The 21351-nt window shown below is 69.1% G+C and carries 20 protein-coding genes and 1 pseudogene; 8 read left to right on the top strand and 13 right to left on the bottom strand.

Annotation, left to right across the window (positions count from 1 at the left end; all coding sequences use genetic code 11):
* Window positions 1–72: 72 nt before the first annotated feature.
* Window positions 73–531, bottom strand: a complete 459-nt coding sequence (locus HPY32_RS04910; RefSeq protein WP_067583889.1) for an Lrp/AsnC family transcriptional regulator — start codon at window positions 529–531, stop codon at window positions 73–75.
* 109 nt (window positions 532–640) lie between these two features.
* Here HPY32_RS04910 and HPY32_RS04905 point away from each other — a divergent pair, with 109 nt between their 5' ends.
* On the top strand, window positions 641–1264 hold the full coding sequence (locus HPY32_RS04905) for a LysE family translocator (RefSeq protein ID WP_067583886.1): 624 nt from the start codon (window positions 641–643) through the stop codon (window positions 1262–1264).
* Here HPY32_RS04905 and HPY32_RS04900 read toward each other — a convergent pair.
* The 4 genes from HPY32_RS04900 to HPY32_RS04885 all read right to left on the bottom strand — a co-directional run bounded on the left by HPY32_RS04900 (window position 1254) and on the right by HPY32_RS04885 (window position 4993).
* On the bottom strand, window positions 1254–1529 hold the full coding sequence (locus HPY32_RS04900) for a YggT family protein (protein WP_067583883.1): 276 nt from the start codon (window positions 1527–1529) through the stop codon (window positions 1254–1256). The two genes, HPY32_RS04905 and HPY32_RS04900, sit on opposite strands and share 11 nt — an antisense overlap.
* A gap of 88 nt (window positions 1530–1617) precedes the next feature.
* Entirely contained in the window at window positions 1618–2898 is a 1281-nt protein-coding gene (locus HPY32_RS04895; RefSeq protein ID WP_067583880.1) for an erythromycin esterase family protein, read from the bottom strand.
* Between the two features lie 110 nt (window positions 2899–3008).
* Window positions 3009–4133: a PheS-related mystery ligase SrmL gene (gene srmL, locus HPY32_RS04890; protein ID WP_067583877.1), complete on the bottom strand. Its 1125-nt coding sequence runs from the start codon at window positions 4131–4133 to the stop codon at window positions 3009–3011.
* Window positions 4134–4552: 419 nt separating this feature from the next.
* Window positions 4553–4993 carry a hypothetical protein gene (locus HPY32_RS04885; RefSeq protein WP_067583874.1) on the bottom strand — a complete coding sequence of 147 codons (441 nt, stop codon included), beginning with the start codon at window positions 4991–4993 and terminating at the stop codon, window positions 4553–4555.
* Between the two features lie 157 nt (window positions 4994–5150).
* Between HPY32_RS04885 and HPY32_RS04880 the strand changes: the two genes are divergently transcribed.
* From HPY32_RS04880 to HPY32_RS04870, 3 genes are all read left to right on the top strand, one after another.
* Window positions 5151–7475 carry an FdhF/YdeP family oxidoreductase gene (locus HPY32_RS04880; protein ID WP_067583870.1) on the top strand — a complete coding sequence of 775 codons (2325 nt, stop codon included), beginning with the start codon at window positions 5151–5153 and terminating at the stop codon, window positions 7473–7475.
* Window positions 7472–8317: a formate dehydrogenase accessory sulfurtransferase FdhD gene (fdhD, locus tag HPY32_RS04875; protein ID WP_067583867.1), complete on the top strand. Its 846-nt coding sequence runs from the start codon at window positions 7472–7474 to the stop codon at window positions 8315–8317. The genes HPY32_RS04880 and fdhD overlap by 4 nt, the downstream gene beginning before the upstream one ends.
* A gap of 341 nt (window positions 8318–8658) precedes the next feature.
* Window positions 8659–9054, top strand: a complete 396-nt coding sequence (locus HPY32_RS04870; protein WP_231951499.1) for a hypothetical protein — start codon at window positions 8659–8661, stop codon at window positions 9052–9054.
* A gap of 135 nt (window positions 9055–9189) precedes the next feature.
* Here the strand turns inward: HPY32_RS04870 and HPY32_RS04865 are convergent, their stop codons facing one another.
* Window positions 9190–9648, bottom strand: a complete 459-nt coding sequence (locus tag HPY32_RS04865) for a MarR family winged helix-turn-helix transcriptional regulator (protein ID WP_067583862.1) — start codon at window positions 9646–9648, stop codon at window positions 9190–9192.
* Between the two features lie 64 nt (window positions 9649–9712).
* On the bottom strand, window positions 9713–10309 hold the full coding sequence (locus HPY32_RS04860) for a TIGR03086 family metal-binding protein (protein ID WP_067583859.1): 597 nt from the start codon (window positions 10307–10309) through the stop codon (window positions 9713–9715).
* 158 nt (window positions 10310–10467) lie between these two features.
* On the opposite strand from HPY32_RS04860, the gene HPY32_RS04855 reads away from it, so the two are divergent.
* Window positions 10468–11040: a carboxymuconolactone decarboxylase family protein gene (locus tag HPY32_RS04855; protein WP_067583856.1), complete on the top strand. Its 573-nt coding sequence runs from the start codon at window positions 10468–10470 to the stop codon at window positions 11038–11040.
* A 166-nt stretch (window positions 11041–11206) separates the two neighbouring features.
* Here HPY32_RS04855 and clpX read toward each other — a convergent pair whose 3' ends face one another.
* From clpX to HPY32_RS46480, 6 genes and pseudogenes are all read right to left on the bottom strand, one after another.
* Complete coding sequence (gene clpX, locus HPY32_RS04850) at window positions 11207–12490, bottom strand: ATP-dependent Clp protease ATP-binding subunit ClpX (protein WP_067585787.1); 1284 nt, start codon at window positions 12488–12490, stop codon at window positions 11207–11209.
* Window positions 12491–12823: 333 nt separating this feature from the next.
* Window positions 12824–13489 (bottom strand): ATP-dependent Clp protease proteolytic subunit, encoded by a 666-nt coding sequence (locus HPY32_RS04845; RefSeq protein WP_067583854.1) that lies wholly within the window; start codon window positions 13487–13489, stop codon window positions 12824–12826.
* A 27-nt stretch (window positions 13490–13516) separates the two neighbouring features.
* A complete protein-coding gene (locus HPY32_RS04840) occupies window positions 13517–14131 on the bottom strand; it encodes an ATP-dependent Clp protease proteolytic subunit (RefSeq protein ID WP_309247500.1) in 615 nt (204 codons plus the stop codon).
* Window positions 14132–14301: 170 nt separating this feature from the next.
* The gene (gene tig, locus HPY32_RS04835; RefSeq protein WP_373686597.1) at window positions 14302–15675 is read right to left on the bottom strand and encodes a trigger factor; all 1374 of its coding nucleotides are present in this window, start codon (window positions 15673–15675) and stop codon (window positions 14302–14304) included.
* Window positions 15676–15775: 100 nt separating this feature from the next.
* The gene (locus HPY32_RS04830; protein WP_373686619.1) at window positions 15776–16297 is read right to left on the bottom strand and encodes an FKBP-type peptidyl-prolyl cis-trans isomerase; all 522 of its coding nucleotides are present in this window, start codon (window positions 16295–16297) and stop codon (window positions 15776–15778) included.
* Window positions 16276–16329, bottom strand: a pseudogene (locus HPY32_RS46480) (hypothetical protein); the annotation flags it as partial. The gene HPY32_RS04830 and the pseudogene HPY32_RS46480, both read right to left, overlap by 22 nt.
* 224 nt (window positions 16330–16553) lie before the next feature.
* Between HPY32_RS46480 and HPY32_RS04825 the strand changes: the two are divergent.
* From HPY32_RS04825 to HPY32_RS04815, 3 genes are all read left to right on the top strand, one after another.
* Window positions 16554–17123, top strand: a complete 570-nt coding sequence (locus HPY32_RS04825; protein ID WP_067583847.1) for a condensation domain-containing protein — start codon at window positions 16554–16556, stop codon at window positions 17121–17123.
* A gap of 70 nt (window positions 17124–17193) precedes the next feature.
* Window positions 17194–18774, top strand: a complete 1581-nt coding sequence (locus tag HPY32_RS04820; protein ID WP_067583845.1) for a 3' terminal RNA ribose 2'-O-methyltransferase Hen1 — start codon at window positions 17194–17196, stop codon at window positions 18772–18774.
* On the top strand, window positions 18774–21344 hold the full coding sequence (locus tag HPY32_RS04815; RefSeq protein WP_067583842.1) for a polynucleotide kinase-phosphatase: 2571 nt from the start codon (window positions 18774–18776) through the stop codon (window positions 21342–21344). Before HPY32_RS04820 ends, HPY32_RS04815 begins: the two co-directional genes overlap by 1 nt.
* Window positions 21345–21351: the final 7 nt, after the last annotated feature.

The raw sequence follows: 21351 nt of genomic DNA, 5'->3' as shown, positions 1-21351 counted from the left end.
TCCGTCCTACCCCCGGCGGGCCGGGTTCGGGGAAACCCGGCGCCACCGTCTCGTCAGATGCCGCAGACTTTTTCACCGCTCGGTGGGCAGGGCGCGGTCGCCGACGACCCGCTTCATGACCAGGGTGGAGTTCAGCCGCTGCACGCCCGGTAGCGCGGCCAGCGTGCTGTCCTCGAGTTCGGCGTAGGCGGCCAGATCGCGGGTCCGGATCTGGACCAGATAGTCCGGGTCGCCGAACAGGCGTTGCGCCGCAATCACATTGGGGATGGCGGCAAGCGCCTCTTCGAAGGCGATGAGGGTGTCGCGGTCCTCCTGCCGCATGGTCACGAATACCAGGGCCTCGAAGCTCAGCCCCAGCTTGTCCGGATCGACCAGGGCGCGGTAGCCGCGAATCACGCCGTCGCGCTCCAGCTCCCGCAGGCGGCGGTGGGTCGGCGAGACGCTCAGGCCCACCCGGGCGGCCAGATCGGTGATGCTCAGTCGCCCGTCGCCCTGGAGCTCCGCAAGAATTTTCCGATCGATCGCGTCCACAGCGTCACATCCTCCACAGGTATCCGAGAGTCGAGCAAAACAAGGGAACCTCTTCGGCCGCATTCGGAATAGGTTCGACGGCACCGCCCGTTCGTCGAGAGGATCCGCCGTGAATCCGAGTCTGCTGCTTGCCTTCTGGGGCGTGACGGTCTTGCTCATCGTGGTGCCCGGTCCGGACTGGGCCTTCATCCTGGCAACCGGCGCCCGGGACCGGATGGTGCTCCCGGCCGTCGCCGGATTGCTGCTCGGCTATCTGGCGCTCACGGCGTTCGTCGCGGCGGGAGTCGGCGGGCTGATCGGCCGTTCGAGCCTGCTGCTGACCGCGCTCACGGTGGCCGGTGCCGCGTATCTGGTCCGGCTCGGCATCCGCACGCTGCGCAATCCGGCAGGGCCGCAGGTTGATTCGCATCATTCCCCCCGATCGATGACACGGTGCGCCCTGGCCGGAATCGGCGTCAGCGGGCTGAATCCCAAGGGGCTGCTCGTATTTCTGGCCATGCTTCCACAGTTCACGGACGCGCACGGAAGCTGGCCGCTGCCGGTGCAACTCGGCGCGCTCGGGCTGGTGTTCGTCGGCAGCTGCGGCCTGTTCTACACGGGCCTCGGGTTCGGCTCCCGCGCCGTGCTGGCGGCCGCGCCCACCCTCGCGCGGGTGGTGTCGCGGGTGTCGGGAGCCGCCATGATCGCCGTGGGGCTCGCGCTGCTGATCGAACGGCTACGCGCTACAGGCTGAACGCGATGGTGCGCAGGATCAGGGCGCCGATGAACACCGCCGTGAAGGCCAGGTCGATCGAGAGTCCGCCCGCCCGGACCGGGCGCAGCACCCGCCGCACCGGCCCGATCACCGGCTCGGTCCAGGTGTGGGTGAAGGCGCGGGCCCGGTGCATCCAGGGCGGGGTGTCGTTCAGCATCTGGGCCCAGTCCAGCACCATGCGGACGATGAGCAACAGGATGAACGCCGTCAGGAGATACCCGATCAGGGCACCGATGAGGCTCATGACGAACTCCTTCGTAGTGGCCGCCTACCGGTATCAACGCGCGCGATCCATCCGAAGTGTCGCCCATGTCCGGGTTCTCAGACGACTCTCAGTTCGGCCGCCGCCGCGGTGCGAGAAAGGCGAGGCCGTCCATCCGGTCCAGATGGCGGGGCTCCACCGGAAAGTACCCCGAATCGCCCGCCGCAGGGGGCAGATCCCGGGCCTTGGCGAGCGTGTCCCGGGAAAACAGCGCGCGGCCGGGGGTGACGGCGGCCAGCCGCTGCTGGAGGGTGCCGGGGGCGTCGCCCGCGCGGGCGGAGTCGGTGGCGACGAACGCGTAGTGCGAGCCGAGGATCGGGCTCACCAGCGCCCCCGCGCTCCACCAGCACAGGTCCATCCCGGCCAGCGTCCAGGCGGACCGCTGCCGCCGCAGGTGCATGTTGTGCGCGAAGGCGAGGACGGGGCCGCGCCGCCGTTCGGCCGCCACGATATCGAGCAGATTGTCGGCCATCATGGCGTCGCGCACGCCGAGCATGACCGCGACCCGATCGGCCCCGGTGCTGGCCATGCGGTCGTGGTATCGCAAGAGCCCCACGGCGGTTCGCGCGTGCATGCGGGCCGTCCGCAACGTCTCGAGGCCCCCGCCGCGCACGATGGCGGGGACCTCCCGATCGAGGAGCGCGGTCAGATCGTCGGCGATGATCCGCAGTGCGCGCGCCGCGCCGGTACGGCCGATGGATGCGGCACCGTCGAAGAGCGCGGCCTGATCGGCCCAGGCCCCCTCCGCGCCGAGCAATTCCTCGATCTCGGCCCGAGAGACGAGCTCCGCTGGGGCGCAACCGAATTCGGCCAACATGTCGAACAGGGTCAGCAGCGGCACGCGCGGACTCGGGGCATGATACATCTCCAGCGGGGCGTCGAACCCGTACAGCCGCACCCGCCGCTCCGGCCCGACCCCGGCATTATGCGCACGCAACCAGGTGACCAGCGACTCCATGGCCCCGACACCCAGCGACTCCACGGCCCCAGCACCCAGCGACTCCACGGCCCCGGCACGCTTTTGGCCGGGGCCCACCGCCGACTTCCCGAACCCATGACTGAAGCCGCGCTCCATCACCTCCGCCAGACTCACGCCGGAGCCGTGCACATAAGCGTCCACCAACGGAGCCGACAGGCAGTCGCTTTCCAGGGCAATCGCACGAAAACCGTACCGCTGCACCAGAACACGGAACAGGTCGTTGCGCAGTTCGGAGAACGCCTCCACCCCGTGGGTCGGTTCGCCCAGACCGAGCAGCAGCGGGAGTTCGGGCAGTCCGTTCAGAAACCGTTCGAGGGAGGTGTGAATCGCGGCCTCGTCGGTAAGCGGCAGAGCATCGAAAGTCATGGTCATACTTCGACGCTATCGTTGAAGATTACGTTGGTGGTCTTCTCGGAATTTCAGCCACAGTCACCGAGAAATCCTTCAAACAGATCCCGCTAGAGAAGTCGCCGTCCGGGCTCCTACGCCAGTTCCAAGTGCGGGCCCAGGTGGATGGCCCGGTACACCGCATTGCGGATGGCGTTCGCCTCGGCGCGGGTGAGGGTACGGGTCAGCGGCCGGATCACCAGCCCGACAACGGCATTCGTCTGGCCGGGGTGGATGCCCAGGCGGGCGCGGGCCGACTCGGACAGCTCGGTGTAGCGGGTGCGGGAGCGGACGTGGATGGATTCGATATCCGCCGAGCGCTCGCCCAGGGCCGCGCGCACGGCGTCGCCGAGGGATTCGTCGTCGGTGTCGTCCGCGATCACCACCGACAGATCGCGGCGCACCGGCGGCAGCGCGGACACGGGCCGCCACGGGGTCAGGTCCCGCATCTGCTCGGTAATGCGGGCATCGTCGGCCCGCAGGTAGCGGATATCGGGAATGCCCTTGCGCACCATGAGCGCCCGATCCAGTCCCATGCCGAGCGCCACGCCCGACCACCGCCCCGGGTCGAGGCCCACGCCGCGCAGCACCCGGTCGGCGATGAGCCCGCACTCGGCCAGTTCCAGCCAGTCGCCGCCGTGCCGGACGTCGACCTGATATCCGCGGTGGGTGTACGGGTGCACGGCCGGAGTCATTCGCCACGCCGCACCGGGCAGCACGGCCTCGACCAGATGGGCGACCAGTTCCCGCAATTCCGACTCGCCGGTGCCGGGCACGGACCGCAGCCGCCACAGATCCACCTGATGCGGTTCGCCGACATGAATGCGATCGACGACATCGCGGCGGTAGGCCAGCCCGGGAACCACGATCAGCTCATCGACCGAATCGCCCTGCGGCACAGCGGAATACCCGCGCAGAACGGCCGGGATATCGGCGGTGGTGTGACTGCGCAGCATGGTGGTCGCGCTGAGGTAGCGCGTGTAGCGGGCATCGCGGGTGACATCGGCCGGGTCGTAGCCGAGCCCGTCGTAGTTGTCGGCGATGGCGACGATCGGCGGTATACGAACCGTCCGCACGGTCGTGCCGGGCCAGGCGGCGCGCAGCGCGGCGAGCACGGCATCCAACAGGACCTGCAGGGCATGCCCGCCCTGAACCGGATCGGTCAGATCACGCACGCTCAGCGCACGCGACAACTCAGCGGAAGTCAGATAAGTAGACACGGGGTGATCTCCTGGTCATCGATCGAATCGGGCGACAACCCCCGACCGACAACCACGGCCACCTAGCTGACGGAATGCACGCCCACACGCCCGCGGCCTATCGACCGGGGGCGAATAAATCGCCTGCACCACTCCATGCATCGAGCATAAGACCCCGCGCACCCGATTTTCGGGTGTCATCCCCCGCACACCCCTCACACGCCATGCGAGCACACCCCTACCTCGTCATCCCGGCGTGCCCCCACCTCGTCGTCCCGGCATGCCCCCACCTCGTCATCCCGGCATGCCCCCACCTCGTCATCCCGGCATGCCCCCACCTCGTCATCCCGGCATGCCCCCACCTCCTCGTCCCGGCATGCCCCCACCTCGTCATCCCGGCATGCCCCCACCTCGTCATCCCGGCATGCTTTTGGCCGGGATCAACCGCCGAAGACGTTGCAGCCGTAGCCGAGATGGACGCCGAAGCCGACGGGTAGGTCGAGGGTGGCGGGTGGTAGGTCGGCGGGCTGGCCGGACTGTACCGCGGCGAGGGTGTGGTGGCCGGGGGTGGTGGGGACCCAGGGGAAGACGGCGTATGCGCCGGTGGGCTTGGCCACGCCGAGGATTTCGCCGTTGTCGTAGAACACGACCGGGGCCGAGGGATCGGAGACGAACGCCTGCAGCGTGTAGTTGCAGCCGGTGCCGTAGTTGGTGGCCATGCCGAAGTTCATGTCGGGGGTCGCGCCCAGCCGGGTCACCGCCGGCTCCGCCGCGGCCGGCGACGCCAGCGCCACCACCGCCGCGCCGAGCGCGCCCGTGATCAGCGCGAGCCCGAGCCCGCGCGGGGCCGAGCCGCGTCCGTATCCGGTCTGCGTGTTCATCGGTCTCGTCTCCTCGTCGTGCCGTGGCCGGGCGCCGCGGCGGCATCGGCATCGATCCTCGCGCGCGAGGGACGTTCGCAGGGCCGGAACCGCGCAGCGACTTTGCCGCGGCGGGTCCGGGCGTAGGCTCGAAGACTGTCGAGAGGACGATAGGACCATGCATCGCAACGCGCCGACCCGGGACATCGACGAATCCGCGCTAGCCGTGACGCCGCCGAAGGAACGGGCGGCGGGCGTGCAGGCGGTGACCGTGGCGCTGGAACGAGCCGTATCGGAAATGGGCGTCGCGCGCACCGCGCGCACCCTGGCGCGGGTGAATCAGCGGCACGGCTTCGACTGTCCCGGCTGCGCGTGGCCGGAGCCGAGCGGGCATCGCCGCCCGGCGGAATTCTGCGAGAACGGCGCGAAGGCGGTGGCCGAGGAGGCCACCCTGCGCACGGTGACGCCGGAGTTCTTCGCCCGGCATTCGATCGAGGAACTGTCGACCAAGTCCGGGTACTGGCTGGGCCAGCAGGGCCGGCTCACCCACCCGATGGTGCTGCGGCCCGGTGACACCCACTACTCCCCCATCGAATGGGACGACGCGTACCGGCTGATCGCGGAGGCGTTGCGCGGCTTGGCCTCTCCCGACGAGGCGCTGTTCTACACCTCCGGCCGCACCGCCAACGAGACCGCGTTCCTGTATCAGTTGCTGGTGCGCAGCTTCGGCACCAACAATCTGCCGGACTGCTCCAATATGTGCCACGAGTCCTCCGGCACCGCGCTGTCGGCCTCCATCGGCATCGGCAAGGGGTCGGTCTCGATCGACGATTTCGCGGCCGCCGATCTCATCATCGTGGCGGGGCAGAATCCGGGCACCAACCATCCGCGCATGCTGTCGGCGCTGAGCACGGCGAAGACCAACGGCGCCAAGATCATTGCGGTCAATCCGCTGCCGGAGACCGGCCTGATCGGCTTCCGCGATCCGCAGACGGTCAAGGGCCTCACCACCGGCATCACCATCGCCGACGACTTCCTACAGATCCGCCTCGGCGGCGATATGGCGCTGTTCCAGGGCTTGGCGAAGCTGCTGTTCGAGGCGGAGGATCGCGCGCCGGGCACGGTGGTCGACCGCGTCTTCGTCGACGCGCACACCGCGGGCTTCGCCGAATACGAAAAGCATATGCGCGCGGTCGATCTCGCGACGGTCGAGGAGGCCACCGGGCTGACCCGCGACCAGCTCGAGCGCACCGCGCTGCTGCTGGCGCAGTCGCGGGCGACGATCGTGTGCTGGGCGATGGGCCTGACCCAGCAGCGGCACGCCGTCGCCACCATCGAGGAGGCCACCAATCTGCTGTTGCTGCGCGGCATGATCGGCAAGCCGGGGGCGGGCGTGTGCCCCGTGCGCGGCCACTCGAATGTGCAGGGCGACCGCACCATGGGCATCTGGGAGAAGATGCCCGAATCCTTCCTGGCCGCGCTGGACGCCGAATTCGGCATCGCCAGCCCGCGCACGCACGGCTTCGACACGGTCGACGCCATTCGCGCCATGCGGGACGGGCGGGCGCGGGTGTTCATGGGCATGGGCGGCAATTTCGTCTCCGCCACCCCCGACACCGAGGTCACCGAGGCCGCGCTGCGCGCCTGCGAGCTGACGGTGCAGGTGTCGACCAAGCTGAACCGCAGCCACGTCGTGCACGGCCGCACCGCGCTCATCCTGCCCACCCTCGGCCGCACCGACCTCGATCTGCAGGACGGCGTGAAACAGCAGGTGTCGGTGGAGGATTCGATGTCGATGGTGCACCTGTCCACCGGCCGCCTGACGCCGGTGAGCGATCGGCTGCGCAGCGAGGTCGCCATCGTCTGCGAGCTCGCGCGGGAACTGTTCGGCCCGGATCACCCGGTGCCGTGGGAGCGGTTCCGCCGCGACTACGACACCGTGCGCGACGCCATCGCCCGCGTCGTCCCCGGCTGTGCCGACTACAACGCGAAGGTGCGCCAGCGCAACGGTTTCCAGCTCCCGCACCCGCCCCGCGACGCCCGCGAATTCCGCACCGCCACCGGCAAGGCCAATTTCGCGGTGAACGAGCTGCGGTGGCTGCCCGTCCCGCCCGGCCGCCTCATCCTGCAAACCCTGCGCAGCCACGACCAGTACAACACCACCATCTACGGGCTCGACGACCGTTACCGCGGCATTCACAACGCCCGCCGGGTGGTGCTGGTTCACCCCGACGACATCGCCGGATTCGGTTTCGCCGAGGGCGATCTCGTCGACGTGATCTCCGAGTGGACCGACGGCTCCGAACGCCGCATCACCGGCTTCCGCCTGGTCCCCTACTCCACCCCCCGCGGCAATGCCGCCGCCTACTACCCCGAAACCAATCCCCTGGTCCCCCTCGACCACGTCGCCGAACGCTCGAATACGCCGGTGTCCAAGGGAGTGACGATCCGGCTGGAGCCACACGTCCACGTCGGCCCGCAGACCGGCGAGGCCCCCGCGTGAGTAGGGTGACCGTCCGCCGCCGGACGCTGCGCGTCACCACCGGCGGGTCGGCTCCGCGGGCCGATACCCTTGCCGTCGAGGAGCCGCTGGAGTTGCGGGTCGACGGGCGGTCGCTGACCGTCACCATGCGCACGCCCGGTAGCGATGTCGATCTGGCGCACGGATTCCTGTTGAGCGAGAACATCATCGGCTCGCGCGAGGACATCGTCACCGCCCGCTACTGCGCCGGTACCGACGCCGAGGGCCGCAACACCTACAACGTGCTCGACATCCAGCTGCGCACGCCCACCCCGATCCGGCCCCGCGCCTTCCTCACCACCGGCGCCTGCGGCCTGTGCGGCAAGACCGCGCTCGACGAGGTGCGCACCAGGACCCGATTCCCGCTCCCGCCCGACGGCCCGGTGATCGCCGCCGAGACCCTCGCCGCCCTGCCCGACGAACTACGTTCCCGCCAAGGCGTTTTCGACGCCACCGGCGGCCTGCACGCCGCCGGACTGTTCACCTCCGACGGCACCGCCCTGGCCGTCCGCGAGGACATCGGCCGACACAACGCCGTGGACAAGGTCATCGGCTGGGCCGTGCGCGAAAACCTGATCCCCGCACCCGACGTCATCCTGATGGTCAGCGGCCGAGCCTCCTTCGAACTGGCCCAGAAAGCGGTCATGGCAGGCATCCCCATCCTCACCGCCGTCTCCGCCCCCAGCTCCTTGGCCGTAGACCTCGCCGCCGAAACCGGCCTCACCCTGGCCGGTTTCCTCCGCGGCAACACCATGAACATCTACACCGGCGACCACCGAATCACGGTGAACGACCCGATCCCGGCCAAAAGCACGCCGGGATAACGGTGGGGGGCACGCCGGGATAACGGTGTGGAGCGGGCCGGGACAACGGCGCGAAGCAGGCCGAGACAACGGCGCGAAGCAGGCCGAGACAACGGCGCGAAGCAGGCCAGGACAACGGGGCGGGCCGGTGTGGCCTCTTGTTCGGGGGGTGGGGGGTGGTTACCGTGGGCGAGAGCGGTCTCTACGGCGGACGGGAGGCTCCTGTGCGGATTTCGGTGGAGCGTGCGGGGGACAAGTTGCGGGTGCGGATGCGGCTCGATGTTGATCGGCGGCGGTGGTTGGTCACTCGGATTTCGTTGTGGATTCTTGCGATACAAGGGGTGGTCGTGGGGGTGTGGGGTGTGGTCGCGACGGAGGCTTGGTATCGCAGTTTTCCGGGGCTCGGGCTGGACTGGATTGCCATGGACGGGCCGTACAACCATCATCTGGCCGCCGATGTCGGGGCGTTCTTCCTCGGGCTGGCGGCGGTGACGGGGGCCGCGCTGTACTACGGCGACGGTCTGCTCTCCCGGGCGGCGGGGCTGGGGTGGCTGGTGTTCGGGGTGCCGCATCTGGTCTATCACGCCAGTCATCACCCGGCCGGAATGTCCACGGGCAGCTATGTTCTCAGCGTGGTGGCGGCGCTGCTGCTGCCGGTGCTGGGACTGGTCGCCCTGCTCGCCGCGCCGCGCGAGCGCGTCCGCCTGCGGGACCCGGCGCCGATGAGTTTCCGGCTGCCGGGCCGTCGTAACAGGTAGGACTCGCCCCGCGATCAGTAGGCATCGGACGAAGGTGCAATGGAGCACCACGGGAGGTCGATGGAGATCTCCGGGCACGGGCACGATCGGTCGATCGCTACCGGTTCCGATCCATAAGGGGCTCGGGGGGATGCGTCATCGAGAGGTGGCGCTCTCGCCGACGATCTCCTCGCGGGACAGCGCGGCGAGGGTGGTCAGGGCGTTGAGGAAGCCGCGCCGATCGGCAGGGTCCAGCCGGTCCAGCAGAAGCTCTTCCTTGGCTCGGATATCGGACTGCGCGGCGTCGCACAGCCGTTCGCCCGCCGCGGTCAGCGCGAGCAGCCGGGCCCGGCGATCGGCCGGGTCGGGCCGGCGCTCGATCAGACCCCGCTCCTGGAGATCGTCGAGCACGGGGATGATGCGGGTCTTGTCCGCGCCGATCTCCTCCGCCAGCACACCCTGACCGCGCGCCGGTCCGCGGCGTAACGCCAGCAGCACCGAGTATGCCCACATGGTGATTCCGTGTGCCTCCAGCACCGGCCGCTCCATCATCATCAGGGCGCGGCCGAGCGGTGCGATCATCGCCGCCAGATCGGGACGCTCCGTCTTCGCCATGCGGACAAACTTACGTCCTGCGGTCCGGCCGCCCGCAGGGGCAACGGCCGACCACCGCGCGAGTTCAGTTCGGCCACTGCGGCGAGCGACCCAGCGCGCCGAGGATCCGGTCCATCGCGTCGGCCGAATCCCGCACCGGCACCACGGGAGCGAACGACGCGCCCGGCTGCGTGCGGTGCTCGTCGTCCGGGACGGCGAGGGCGACGTCGAGGGTGTACCCGGCGAGCTCCTCCTCCAGCCGGTACTCGATGCCGAGCGCGCGGGCGACGTCCCACGCGTGTACCACGTAGTCGACGAGGTGGAAGCCCAGGACCTGGCTGCCGGGCGCGGTGAACCCCGGCGCGACCTCCGGCAGCGCGAAATCCCGTTCCAGCGCACCGGGTTCGGCGAAGGCGGCGAGGACATCGGCCGCGGCGTCGGCATACTCGGCCGCGGGATCGTCGGCGAGCGGCCGCGCCTCCCAGACCTCCGGGTCGGCGCCGTTCCCCCGGGCCGCCGCGGCGAACCCGCGATGCTGAGCGATCATGTGCTGCAACAGATCTCCGAGCTTCCACGCGGCGCACGGGGTGGGCCGATCCAGGTCGGCGGGGGTCAGGCGGGACACGATCTGCACGCTGTGGTCGACGGCGCGGCGATTGAGTTCGATAATGTTGGTCATCATCAGACCATATGCTTCCGCACATCATAAGTCCATACTTATTATCTGCTTCTGCGCCTCGATCCCGGTGCGACACTGAGTGCGCGAGGTCACTGCGGGTGCCCGTCACATGCGGCGACCGCCGCTCGTCCAAGGGATGAGAACCCTCGGAAGGAGAAATCATGAGCGCCACCCGAATTCCCGCCGTCCGCCCCGAGCAGGCCGGACCGCTGACTCGCCTGCTCTACCGGTACGCCAAGCGCCGCTTCGGCGAGGTGCCCGAACCGTTCGCGGTCGCGGCCAATCATCCGAAACTGTTGACCGCCGCCGCCGTCAACGAGGGCCTGGTGCAGCGGGCCAGCGCCGTGCTGCCGCCGCAGATCCGCGAGATCGCGGTCTACCGGGTGGCGTGGACGGTCGGCTGTTCCTGGTGCGTCGACTTCGGCACCATGCTGATGCGACTGAGCCACCTCGATGTCGACAAGCTGAGCCATATCGCCGACTACGAGACCTCGCCGCACTACTCCGACGACGAGCGCGCCGCCATCGCCTACGCCGATGCCATGACCGCCACTCCCCCGACGGTCACCGACGAGCAGGTCACCGACCTGCGCAAGCGCTTCGGCACCGAGGGCGTGTTCGAGCTGACCTACCAGATCGGCCACGAGAACTTCCGGTCCCGCACATACTCCGCCCTCGGCATCACCGCCCAGGGCTTCAGCACGGATTCCTGCCGGGTCCCCTGGGAGCGGTAGACGCTTGATCCCGGCGTGCTTTTGGCCGGGATCTATCGGTAGATCCCGGCCAAAAGCACGCCGGGATCAGACGGTGGGCCCACCGGGATCAGAGGTTGGGCCCATCGGGATCAGAGGGTGAGCCACCGGGATCAGAGGATGGCCCCGTCGGACGTCTACTCCCCGGCTAGGCCGACTTCTCGCGGCGCTCGGGGCGCTGTTGGGGCTTGCGGGGGACGATGGTCGGCAGGACATTGTCGTTGACGGTGTCGGCGTTGACGACCACCTTGGCGACGTCGTCGCGGCTGGGGATGTCGTACATCACCGGCAGCAGCACTTCCTCCATGATGGCCCGCAGGCCGCGCGCGCCGGTGCCGCGCAGAATGGCTTGGTCCGCAACGGCTTCCAGCGCGTCGCCGGTGAATTCCAGGTCCACGCCGTCCATTTCGAACAGGCGCACGTACTGCTTGACCAGTGCGTTCTTCGGCTCGGACAGGATGCGCACCAGCGAGTCCTTGTCCAGGTTGGTGACCGAGGCGACGATCGGGAGGCGGCCGATGAACTCGGGGATCAGACCGTACTTGATCAGATCCTCGGGCATGACGTCGGCGAAGTGGTCGGTGGTGTCGATCTCGGCCTTGGAGCGCACCTCCGCGCCGAAACCGATGCCGCGCTTGCCGACCCGGTCCTGCACGATCCGCTCCAGGCCCGCGAACGCGCCCGCCACGATGAACAGCACGTTGGTGGTGTCGATCTGGATGAACTCCTGGTGCGGGTGCTTGCGCCCGCCCTGCGGCGGCACGCTCGCCTGGGTGCCCTCCAGGATCTTCAGCAGCGCCTGCTGCACGCCCTCACCGGACACGTCCCGGGTGATGGACGGATTCTCCGACTTGCGCGCGATCTTGTCGACCTCGTCGATGTAGATGATGCCGGTCTCGGCGCGCTTCACGTCGTAATCGGCGGCCTGGATCAACTTCAGCAGGATGTTTTCCACGTCTTCGCCGACGTATCCGGCCTCGGTCAGCGCGGTGGCGTCCGCGATGGCGAACGGCACGTTCAACATCTTCGCCAGCGTTTGCGCCAGATAGGTTTTGCCGCAACCGGTGGGGCCGAGCATCAGAATGTTGGACTTGGACAATTCCACCGTTTCGCCACGGCTGTCGCGGCCCTTGTCCCCGGCCTGGATGCGTTTGTAATGGTTGTAGACGGCCACGGCCAGCGTCCGCTTGGCGGTGTCCTGACCGATCACGTACTGCTCCAGGAAGTCCCGGATCTCCGCCGGCTTGGGCAGCTCGTCGAGTTTGACCTCGCTGGACTCGGCCAGCTCTTCCTCGATGATCTCGTTGCACAGATCGATGCACTCGTCGCAGATGTACACCCCCGGCCCCGCAATGAGCTTCTTGACCTGCTTCTGGCTCTTCCCGCAGAACGAGCACTTCAGCAGATCGCCGCCATCACCGATGCGCGCCATCTCGTAGGTCCCTACTTCCTTGTCCGCGTGCAACCGTCTGTCCCGGTTGCCGACAAGCCGCCTCCGAACAACGCTACCCGCCCCGCATCGATCAGTGTTGTGCGCCGATCGGATTTTCGAAGCTTTCGGCAGTTTGTTTACGAGCCTCGGACAGTGCCGACAACCAATGAGCAAAGGTCCCTGTAGTGACCGTACCCGGTGGGCGCGACGGAGGTCGACAACTCGAGCATCTTTTCCCGCCGCCGTGTCCGGGGTCGCACGATCGAAGTGCCTTGGCTCACGGCACGAAACCTCCCGCCGCCGTGCGCGATGACGACGGGAGGCCGTGCGCGATCACTTCTTCTGAGCGCTGAGTTTCCGGTAGTCGAAGACCGTATCGATGATCCCGTATTCCTTGGCCTCGTCGGCGGTGAGGATCTTGTCGCGGTCGGTGTCCTTGCGGATGGTGTCCGCGTCCTTGCCGGTGTGGCGCGCCAGGGTGGTTTCCATCAGGCGGCGCATGCGCTCGATCTCGGCGGCCTGGATCTCCAGATCCGACACCTGGCCCTGGATGCCACCCTCCAGCGACGGCTGGTGGATGAGCACGCGGGCGTTGGGCAGGCAGGCGCGCTTGCCGGGGGTGCCGGCGGCCAGCAGGACCGCGGCGGCGGAGGCGGCCTGGCCCAGGCATACCGTCGCCACGTCGGCGCGCACGTACTGCATGGTGTCGTAGATCGCCATCAGCGAGGTGAACGAGCCACCCGGGGAGTTGATGTACATGGTGATGTCGCGATCGGGATCCAGCGACTCGAGCACCAGCAGCTGAGCCATGATGTCGTTGGCCGAGGCGTCGTCCACCTGCACGCCGAGGAAGATGATGCGCTCCTCGAACAGCTTGTTGTAGGGGTTGGACTCCTTGACACCGAAGCTCGAATGCTCGATGAACGACGGCAGGATGTAGCGGGACTGCGGACCGGCCGGTGCGTTACCGGACAGGGAGCGCGGATCGATCAGAGTCATTCTTCTTCTCCAAGTCTCGGGTCGTGGCTAGTTGGCGGAGCCGTTGACCTGATGGGCGTGCGTGATCACCTTGTCGATGAATCCGTACTCCAGGGCCTGCTGCGCGGTGAACCAGCGGTCGCGGTCGGCGTCGGCGGTGACCTGCTCGATGGACTTGCCGGTGTGCAGCGCCTGCAGCTCGTTCAGCTCGCGCTTGGTGTGGGCCAGCTGCTCGGCGTAGATGGAGATGTCGGTGGCGCTACCACCGATACCGGCCGACGGCTGGTGCATCATGACCCGGGTGTGCGGCAGCGCGTGGCGCTTGCCCTTGGCGCCGGCGGTCAGCAGGAACTGACCCATGGAGGCGGCCAGACCCAGTCCGTAGGTGGCGACGTCGCACGCGACCAGCTGCATGGTGTCGTAGATGGCCATGCCCGCGGTCACCGAGCCACCCGGGGAATTGACATAGAGCTGAATGTCGCGGGAGGGGTCCTCCGCCGACAGCAGCAGGAGCTGGGCGCACAGCTTGTTGGCGATGTCGTCGTCGACCTGTGTACCCAGGAAGATGATGCGTTCGCGCAGCAGACGCTCGTACACCGAATCACTGAGGTTGAGACCAGCAGTCGCGGATGTCATGACCGGCCCTGCCTGATTGATTGTCACGGTAACTGCCCTCTCTCACCGGCTCGGTGCTTCCAGCACCGCCATTTCTGATTCGCTGACACAAACCCTAACGAAGCGGGGCGGCACCGAGCTTCCGGTACCGCCCCACTTCGCTCACAGCGCAAACCCCGCCGTCTCCCGGCCGCACCCGCGCTGGTTGTGCACTGTAGTTACTCGGCGCTCGCGGTGGCCTCGGCGGACTCGTCGGCGGAGGTGTCCGCCTCCGGGCCACCGAACATCTCGGTGGTGTCCACGGTGTTGCCGTCGGTGTCGGTCACCGTCGCCTTGCCGACCACGGTGGCCAGCGCCTTGCCGCGGCGGACGTCGGCGAACACCGCGCCCAGCTGCCCGGCCTGCTGCACCTGCTGGATGAACTGCTCCGGCGACAGGCCGTAGCGCTGCGACTGGAACAGGATCCGCTCGGTGAGCTCCTCCTGGCCGACCTGGGTGTTCTCGGACTCCGCGATGGCGTCCAGCAGGAGCTGGGTCTTCACCGACTTCTCGGCGGCCTCCTTGGTGTCCTTGTCGAACTCCTCGCGCGAGGAGCCCTGCGCCTCCAGCGCCTCGGCGAGCTTGGCCTCGTCGTGGTCGAAGCCGTGCACCGCGTCGTGCAGCACGGCGTCGACCTCGGCCTGCACCGCGCCCTCGGGCAACGGCACCTCGGTCTGCTCCAGCAGCGCCTCGAGCACCTTGTCGCGGATCGCGCCGGCCTGCTCCACCTTCTTGCCCTGCTCCACGCGCTTGCGCAGATCGGTCTTCAGCTCGTCGACGGTATCGAATTCGCTGGCCATCTGGGCGAATTCGTCGTCGGCCTCGGGCAGCTCGCGCTCCTTGACCGAGTTGACCTTGACGGTGATGACCGCTTCCTTGCCCGCGTGCTCACCGGCGACCAGCGTGGAGGTGAACTCCTTGGACTCCTCGGCGACCATGCCGGTCAGGGTCTCGTCCAGGCCGTCGATCAGCTGGCCCGAGCCGACCTCGTGCGACAGGCCGGTGGTGGACGCCTCCGGCACGTCCTGGCCGTCGACGGTGGCCGACAGGTCCAGCGAGACGAAGTCGCCATCGCGCACGGGACGGTCGACGCCCTTGAGGGTGCCGAAGCGCTGCCGCAGCGAGTCCAGCTGCTTGTCCACGTCCTCGTCGGCGATGGTGATCGGGTCGACGGTGACGGCAATGCTGTCGTAGGCCGGGAGGGCGATCTCGGGGCGGACGTCGACCTCGGCGGAGAAGGCCAGCTCCTGGCCGTCCTCGATCTTGGTGATCTCGATCTCCGGGCGGCCGATGACCTTCACCTCGGAGGTGGTCACGGCCTCGCTGTAGCGCGCGGGCAGGGCGTCGTTGACGACCTGCTCGAGGATCGCGCCGCGGCCCAGGCGGGCCTCCAGCAGCTTGGCGGGCGCCTTGCCCGGGCGGAAGCCGGGGATGCGCACCTGCTTGGCGAGCTCCTTGTAGGCGCGGTCGAAGTCGGGCTTCAGCTCCTCGAAGGGCACCTCGACATTGATGCGGACCCGGGTCGGGCTCAGCTGCTCGACGGTGCTCTTCACGGACATGCTCCTTGTTCGTTGTTCTCTGGTTGACGTCGTCGGTCCCCCCGATCGCATCCCGACCAGGTTAGTAGACCTGCCCCGGGGCGCTGTAATCGGCTCAACCGACCTTGACGGCGTCGGTCACGAAGACGAGGGTCTCGTTGGGTTTCACGCCGTTGCCGCCCTGGCCGTAGCCCAGTTCAGGCGGGACGATCAGCAGCCGCCGGGTGCCCTGCGTGATACCGGCTAGGCCCTTGTCCCAGCCCGGAATGACCTCGCCCGCACCGAGAGTGAGCGGGAACGGCTGGCCGCGGTCGAAGGAGCTGTCCAGCTTCTTGCGGTCCGACCAGGTGACCAGGGTGTAGTTCATGGTCAGCCGCTGCCCGGGCGCCGCACCCGGACCGCTGCCTTTGACCAGGTCCTTGGTGATCAGCTGCTTCGGCGGATCGCAGTCGTCGGGGATGGTGATGGTCGGCGCCTCGCCGAAGCCGCCGGTGGTCTTGACATCGTCGGCGGTGCACTCGCGGCCGTGTGCGGCGGCCACCGAGGTCGCCGCGGAGGCCGTGGTCGACGAGCCGGACGGGGACGATGTGTCGCCGCTCCCGCACCCGACCAGCGTCAGCGCCGCGGCCGCGACCACGCCGGTCGAGACGATCCTGCCCACTGTGCGCATAGTCGCTCCTGTTCCCGAGTCGGCGACGCGGATCGCCGCCGCGCCGAAACCTACCGGTGCGCGCACACCCCTATTACGCACGCCCCTCGACCTGACCCTTCCCTGACCGGATTCGCCCGGCCGACAATAAGTACGAATCTTCTCCAGCAAAACTCGTACGGCGGCTATAAGCTCCGCTCGTACACCGTCGGAAACGTCGGGTACGGACGAGGATTGGAACGGCATGGAGCTGCGCACAACCACCGTGGTGACCCCCGCCCCGCAACCCGCCGCGCCGCCCCGGCCCGGCATCGTCTCCTTCGCGCTGCGATTCACCGGCTATTTGTACGCGGTCGGTCTGCAAGACGCGTTCGCCGATCTCGTCGCCCGCCACGAACCATTGCGCACGGTGCACCCGGTGGTGAATTCCGCGGCGACCCGGCTCGTGCTGGCCGCCGATGCCGCGCCCACCGTGCACCTGGTGCCGATCCTCACCTCCGGCCGTGATCTGCCGGTGCTGATCGCGGATTTCCTGGACGAGATCCGAGCCGCGCCGATTCCGGTGCACGCCCGGACTTTCCGCATTGTCGATACCGTCGACGATATACCCGAGCACATGCTGATCGTCGGGTTGTCGCGGCGGGCGGCCGATCGCCTGTCTCCGGCCCGGCTGTCGCGCGACCTGATCACCGCCTATGCCGCGCGCCGCCGCAACCGCCCGACCCGCTGGGACACGCCCCGCCCGGCCACGCTGCACGTGCACGAGTTACGCCGGGTGCAACTCCTCGAGCCCGCGCTCGCGACCGTCGGCTGAGCGATAAGCGAGCGGCCACTCGGTCCGGAATTCGCTTGCCGCCGAGACCACCACGGGCGAGGATCACCAAGTGCTACTGACCATCACCTGTACGCGGGCGGCGGGGGCCGACTGGGTGGCCACCGACCTGGGCTTTCTGCTGCACAAGAATCCCGGCCGGGTGCAGGTGTTCGAGCAGTCCTACGGCAGGGCGCACGTGCTGTATCCGGAGGCCGCCGAGCAGCGCTGCACGGCGGCGCTGCTGCTGGAGATCGATCCGATCCGGCTGGTGCGCGGAAAGTCGCGCGGCACACCGGAATTCAGCCTCGGCCAGTATGTGAACGATCGCCCCTACGCGGCGTCCTCGCTGCTGGCGGTGGCGATCGCGACGGTATTCGGCACCGCGCTGCACGGCCGCTGCGCGCAGCGGCCCGACCTGGCCGCCACCGCGCTACCGCTGCGGCTGGAGTTGCCCGCGGTGCCCTGCCAGGGCGGCCCCGAACTGGCCGAGCGCATGTTCGCCCCGCTCGGCTGGCGGGTGCGCGCCACCCCGATCGCCCTCGATCCGGCCTTCCCCGAATGGGGCGAATCCCATTATCTGCGACTGGAATTGGCCGCGACCATCCGCGTCGCCGAGGCCCTGTCCCACCTGTATGTCCTGCTCCCCGCGCTCGACGGCGCCAAGCACTACTGGCTGGCGCCCGACGAGATCGACAAACTCCTGCGCGCGGGCGAAGGCTGGCTGCCCACCCACCCGGAGCGCACCTGGATCACCCACCGCTACCTGTCCCGCCGCCGATCCCTCATCCGCGCGGCCCTCGCCCGGCTCGCCGAGATCGACGAGACGGATCCGGAGCAGCTGGGCGCGGTGGAGAATGTGGACAGCGCGGCTGGTGCCACGGAAGTGACCGCGCCGCAGAATGGTCCACTCGCGGATACCGACCCGGCGGCGATGGGGGCACGCGCGGCGGAGGCCGAATGCGGCGCGGGTGAGTCGAGTGCTGCTGCCGGGGAGCGTGGGCCCTCGTTGGCGGTGGCGCGGCGGCAGGCCGTGCTGAACGCGCTGCGGGAGGTCGGGGCGCGGCGGGTGCTGGATCTCGGGTGCGGCGAGGGCGCGTTGATTCGGGAGTTGCTGGCGGACAAGCGGTTCGCCGAGATCGTGGGGGTGGATGTGTCGATGCGGGCGCTGCATATCGCGCAGCGGCGGCTGGGGCTGGATCGGCTGCCCCCGCGGGTGGCGGAGCGGGTGACGCTGCGGCAGGGTGCGCTCACCTATACCGATGCGGCGCTGCGCGGATACGACGCGGCGGTGCTCATGGAGGTGATCGAGCATGTCGATCCGCCGCGGCTGGCGGCGTTGGCGCACGCGGTGTTCGGTTCGGCCGCACCGGGTGCGGTGATCGTCACCACCCCCAACGGGGAGTACAACGTCAGCTACGAGGGCCTGCGGGGCGGGAGATTCCGGCATGCCGACCACCGATTCGAGTGGAGCCGAGCGGAATTCGCCGCGTGGGCGCACGGAGTGGCCGAACGATACGGCTATGCGGTGCGATTCGACCCGATCGGCCCCGAGGACGCGCTGCTCGGTGCGCCGACGCAGATGGCGGTGTTCCAGCGGAGTTCGATATCCGACGATACGGCAACGGCATTCGGCGGGGAGGTCGGTGCGTAATGGCCGAGCTCTCTATTCCCGAACTGTCGCTCGTCGCCCTGATCGGCTGCACCGGATCGGGTAAATCGACCTTCGCGCGGACGCATTTCCTTGCCACGTCCATCGTCTCCTCCGATGCGTGCCGCGGCATCGTCAGCGATGACGAGAACGATCAGTCGGCCACGGCGGACGCGTTCGCGCTGGTGCATCATATTGCGGGCGTGCGGTTGCGGCGCGGGCTGCGGACGGTGGTCGACGCGACCAATGTGCAGCCCATGGCCCGCCAGGAGCTGGTGCGGGTGGCGCGCGAGCACGATGTGTTGCCGGTGGCGATCGTGCTCGACGTGCCGGAGCGGGTGTGCCTGGAGCGCAACGCCACCCGCCCGGACCGCGCGCATCTCGGCAGGCACGTGGTGGCGCGCCAGCAGCGGGATCTGCGCCGCAGCCTGCGCGGGCTGGAGCGCGAGGGGTTCCGCCGGGTGTATGTGCTGCGCGGCGTGGAGGAGATCGCCGCGGCCACCGTCGTCGACGAGAAGGCGTGGAACGACCGGCGGGAGCTCACGGGACCGTTCGACGTGATCGGCGACGTGCACGGCTGCCGCGCCGAATTGGAAACGCTGCTGGGCGAATTGGGCTACCTGCTGCGCCGCGACGACGCGGGACGCCCGGTGGACGCGCATCACCCCGGCGGCCGCACGGCGATCTTCGTCGGCGATCTGGTCGACCGCGGCCCCGACACCCCGGGCGTGCTGCGCCTGGTGATGGGCATGGTGGCGGCCGGACACGCGTTGTGCGTCACCGGAAATCACGAACACAAGCTGGTGCGGGCGCTGGACGGCAAGCGGGCCCGCGTCGCGCACGGGCTGGCGGAATCGCTGGCGCAGCTGGAGGCCGAGGGCGAGGAGTTCCGCAAGGCGGCGCACGAGTTCTGCCGCGGCCTGGTGAGCCACTACGTCCTCGACGGCGGCGCGCTGGTGGTCGCGCACGCCGGGCTGAAGCAGGAGTATCACGGCCGCGCCTCCGGGCGGGTGCGCTCGTTCGCCATGTACGGCGAAACCACCGGGGAGACCGACGAATACGGCCTGCCGGTGCGCTACCCGTGGGCCGAGGACTATCGCGGCCGGGCCACCGTGCTGTACGGGCACACCCCGATCACGGAGCTGCGCTGGGTGAACAACACGCTGTGCCTGGACACCGGGGCGGTGTTCGGCGGCCGCCTGACGGCGCTGCGCTACCCGGAGCGGGAGCCGGTTTCCGTTCCGGCGCAGCAGGTCTGGTACGAGCCCGCGCGCCCGCTGGACACGCCCGCGCCGACCGGGGCGGTGGTGCGCCGGGATCCGGGCGTGCTCGATCTCGACGATGTGATCGGCCGCCGCGTGGTGGCGACCCGGCACCTGGGCCGGGTGAGCGTGCAGGAGGAGAATGCGAGCGCCGCGCTGGAGGTGATGAGCCGGTTCGCGGTCGACCCGCGCTGGCTGATCTATCTGCCGCCGACGATGTCGCCCTGTGCCACAGCCGATTCCGGGGATCTGCTGGAGCATCCCGCGCAGGTCTTCGGCTACTACCGCGCCGAGGGCGTGACGTCGGTGGTGTGCGAGGAGAAGCATATGGGTTCGCGCGCGGTCGCGGTGGTGGCGCGGTCGGCGCAGGCGGCGCGGGACCGGTTCGCCGTCGCGGACGGCGGCACCGGGGCGCTCTACACCCGCACCGGCCGCCCGTTCTTCGACGACCCCGCGCGGACCGAGGCGGTGCTGGCGCGGGTGCGCGCGGCCGCCGAGCGGGCCGGGCTGTTCGACGCCCTGGACACGTCCTGGCTGGCGCTGGACGCCGAGCTGCTGCCGTGGTCGGCCAAGGCGATGGGGCTGCTGCGCGAGCAGTACGCCGCGGTCGGCGCGGCGGCGCGGGCCGCCCTGGGCGCGGCGACCGACGTGCTGGCCGCGGCGGCCGAAAGAGGTTTGGACGTAGGCGAACTGGCCGACCGCACCGGCGTTCGCCGCGTCGACGCGGACGCCTTCACCGCCGCCTACGGCCGCTACTGCTGGCCGGTGGACGGCCTGGACGGCGTGCGCCTGGCGCCGTTCCAGATCCTGGCCGCCGAGGGCGCGAATCACGCCATCCGCGACCACGATTGGCATCTGCGCCAGCTCGATACCCTGGTGGCCGCCGACCCGGACCTGTTCGCCCCGACCCGGCGGGTGTTCGTCGATCTCACCGTCCCTGAGGACGAATCCGCCGCCACCGCCTGGTGGACCGAGCTGACCGCCGCCGGAGGCGAGGGCATGGTGGTCAAACCGGCCGACTCGCTGGCGTTCTCCCCCACCGCACCGGGCCGACCGATACAGCCGGGCATGAAATGCCGTGGCCCCGAATATCTCCGGATCATCTACGGCCCGGAATACCGCCACCCCGCCAACCTGTCCCGCCTCCGCTCGCGCGGCCTGGGCCGCAAACGCGCCCTGGCCCTGCGCGAATACGCCCTCGGCCTGGAGTCCCTGGACCGCTTCGTCTCCGGCGACCCCCTGTGGCGAGTCCACGAGGCCGTATTCGCCGTCCTGGCACTGGAATCCGAACCGGTCGACCCGCGCCTGTAGGCGGTGC

The sequence above is a fragment of the Nocardia terpenica genome (assembly GCF_013186535.1).
Lineage (GTDB): Bacteria > Actinomycetota > Actinomycetes > Mycobacteriales > Mycobacteriaceae > Nocardia > Nocardia terpenica.
The sequence above is the reverse complement of the archived record's forward strand: the minus strand, read 5'-3'. Positions and strand labels throughout refer to the sequence as shown.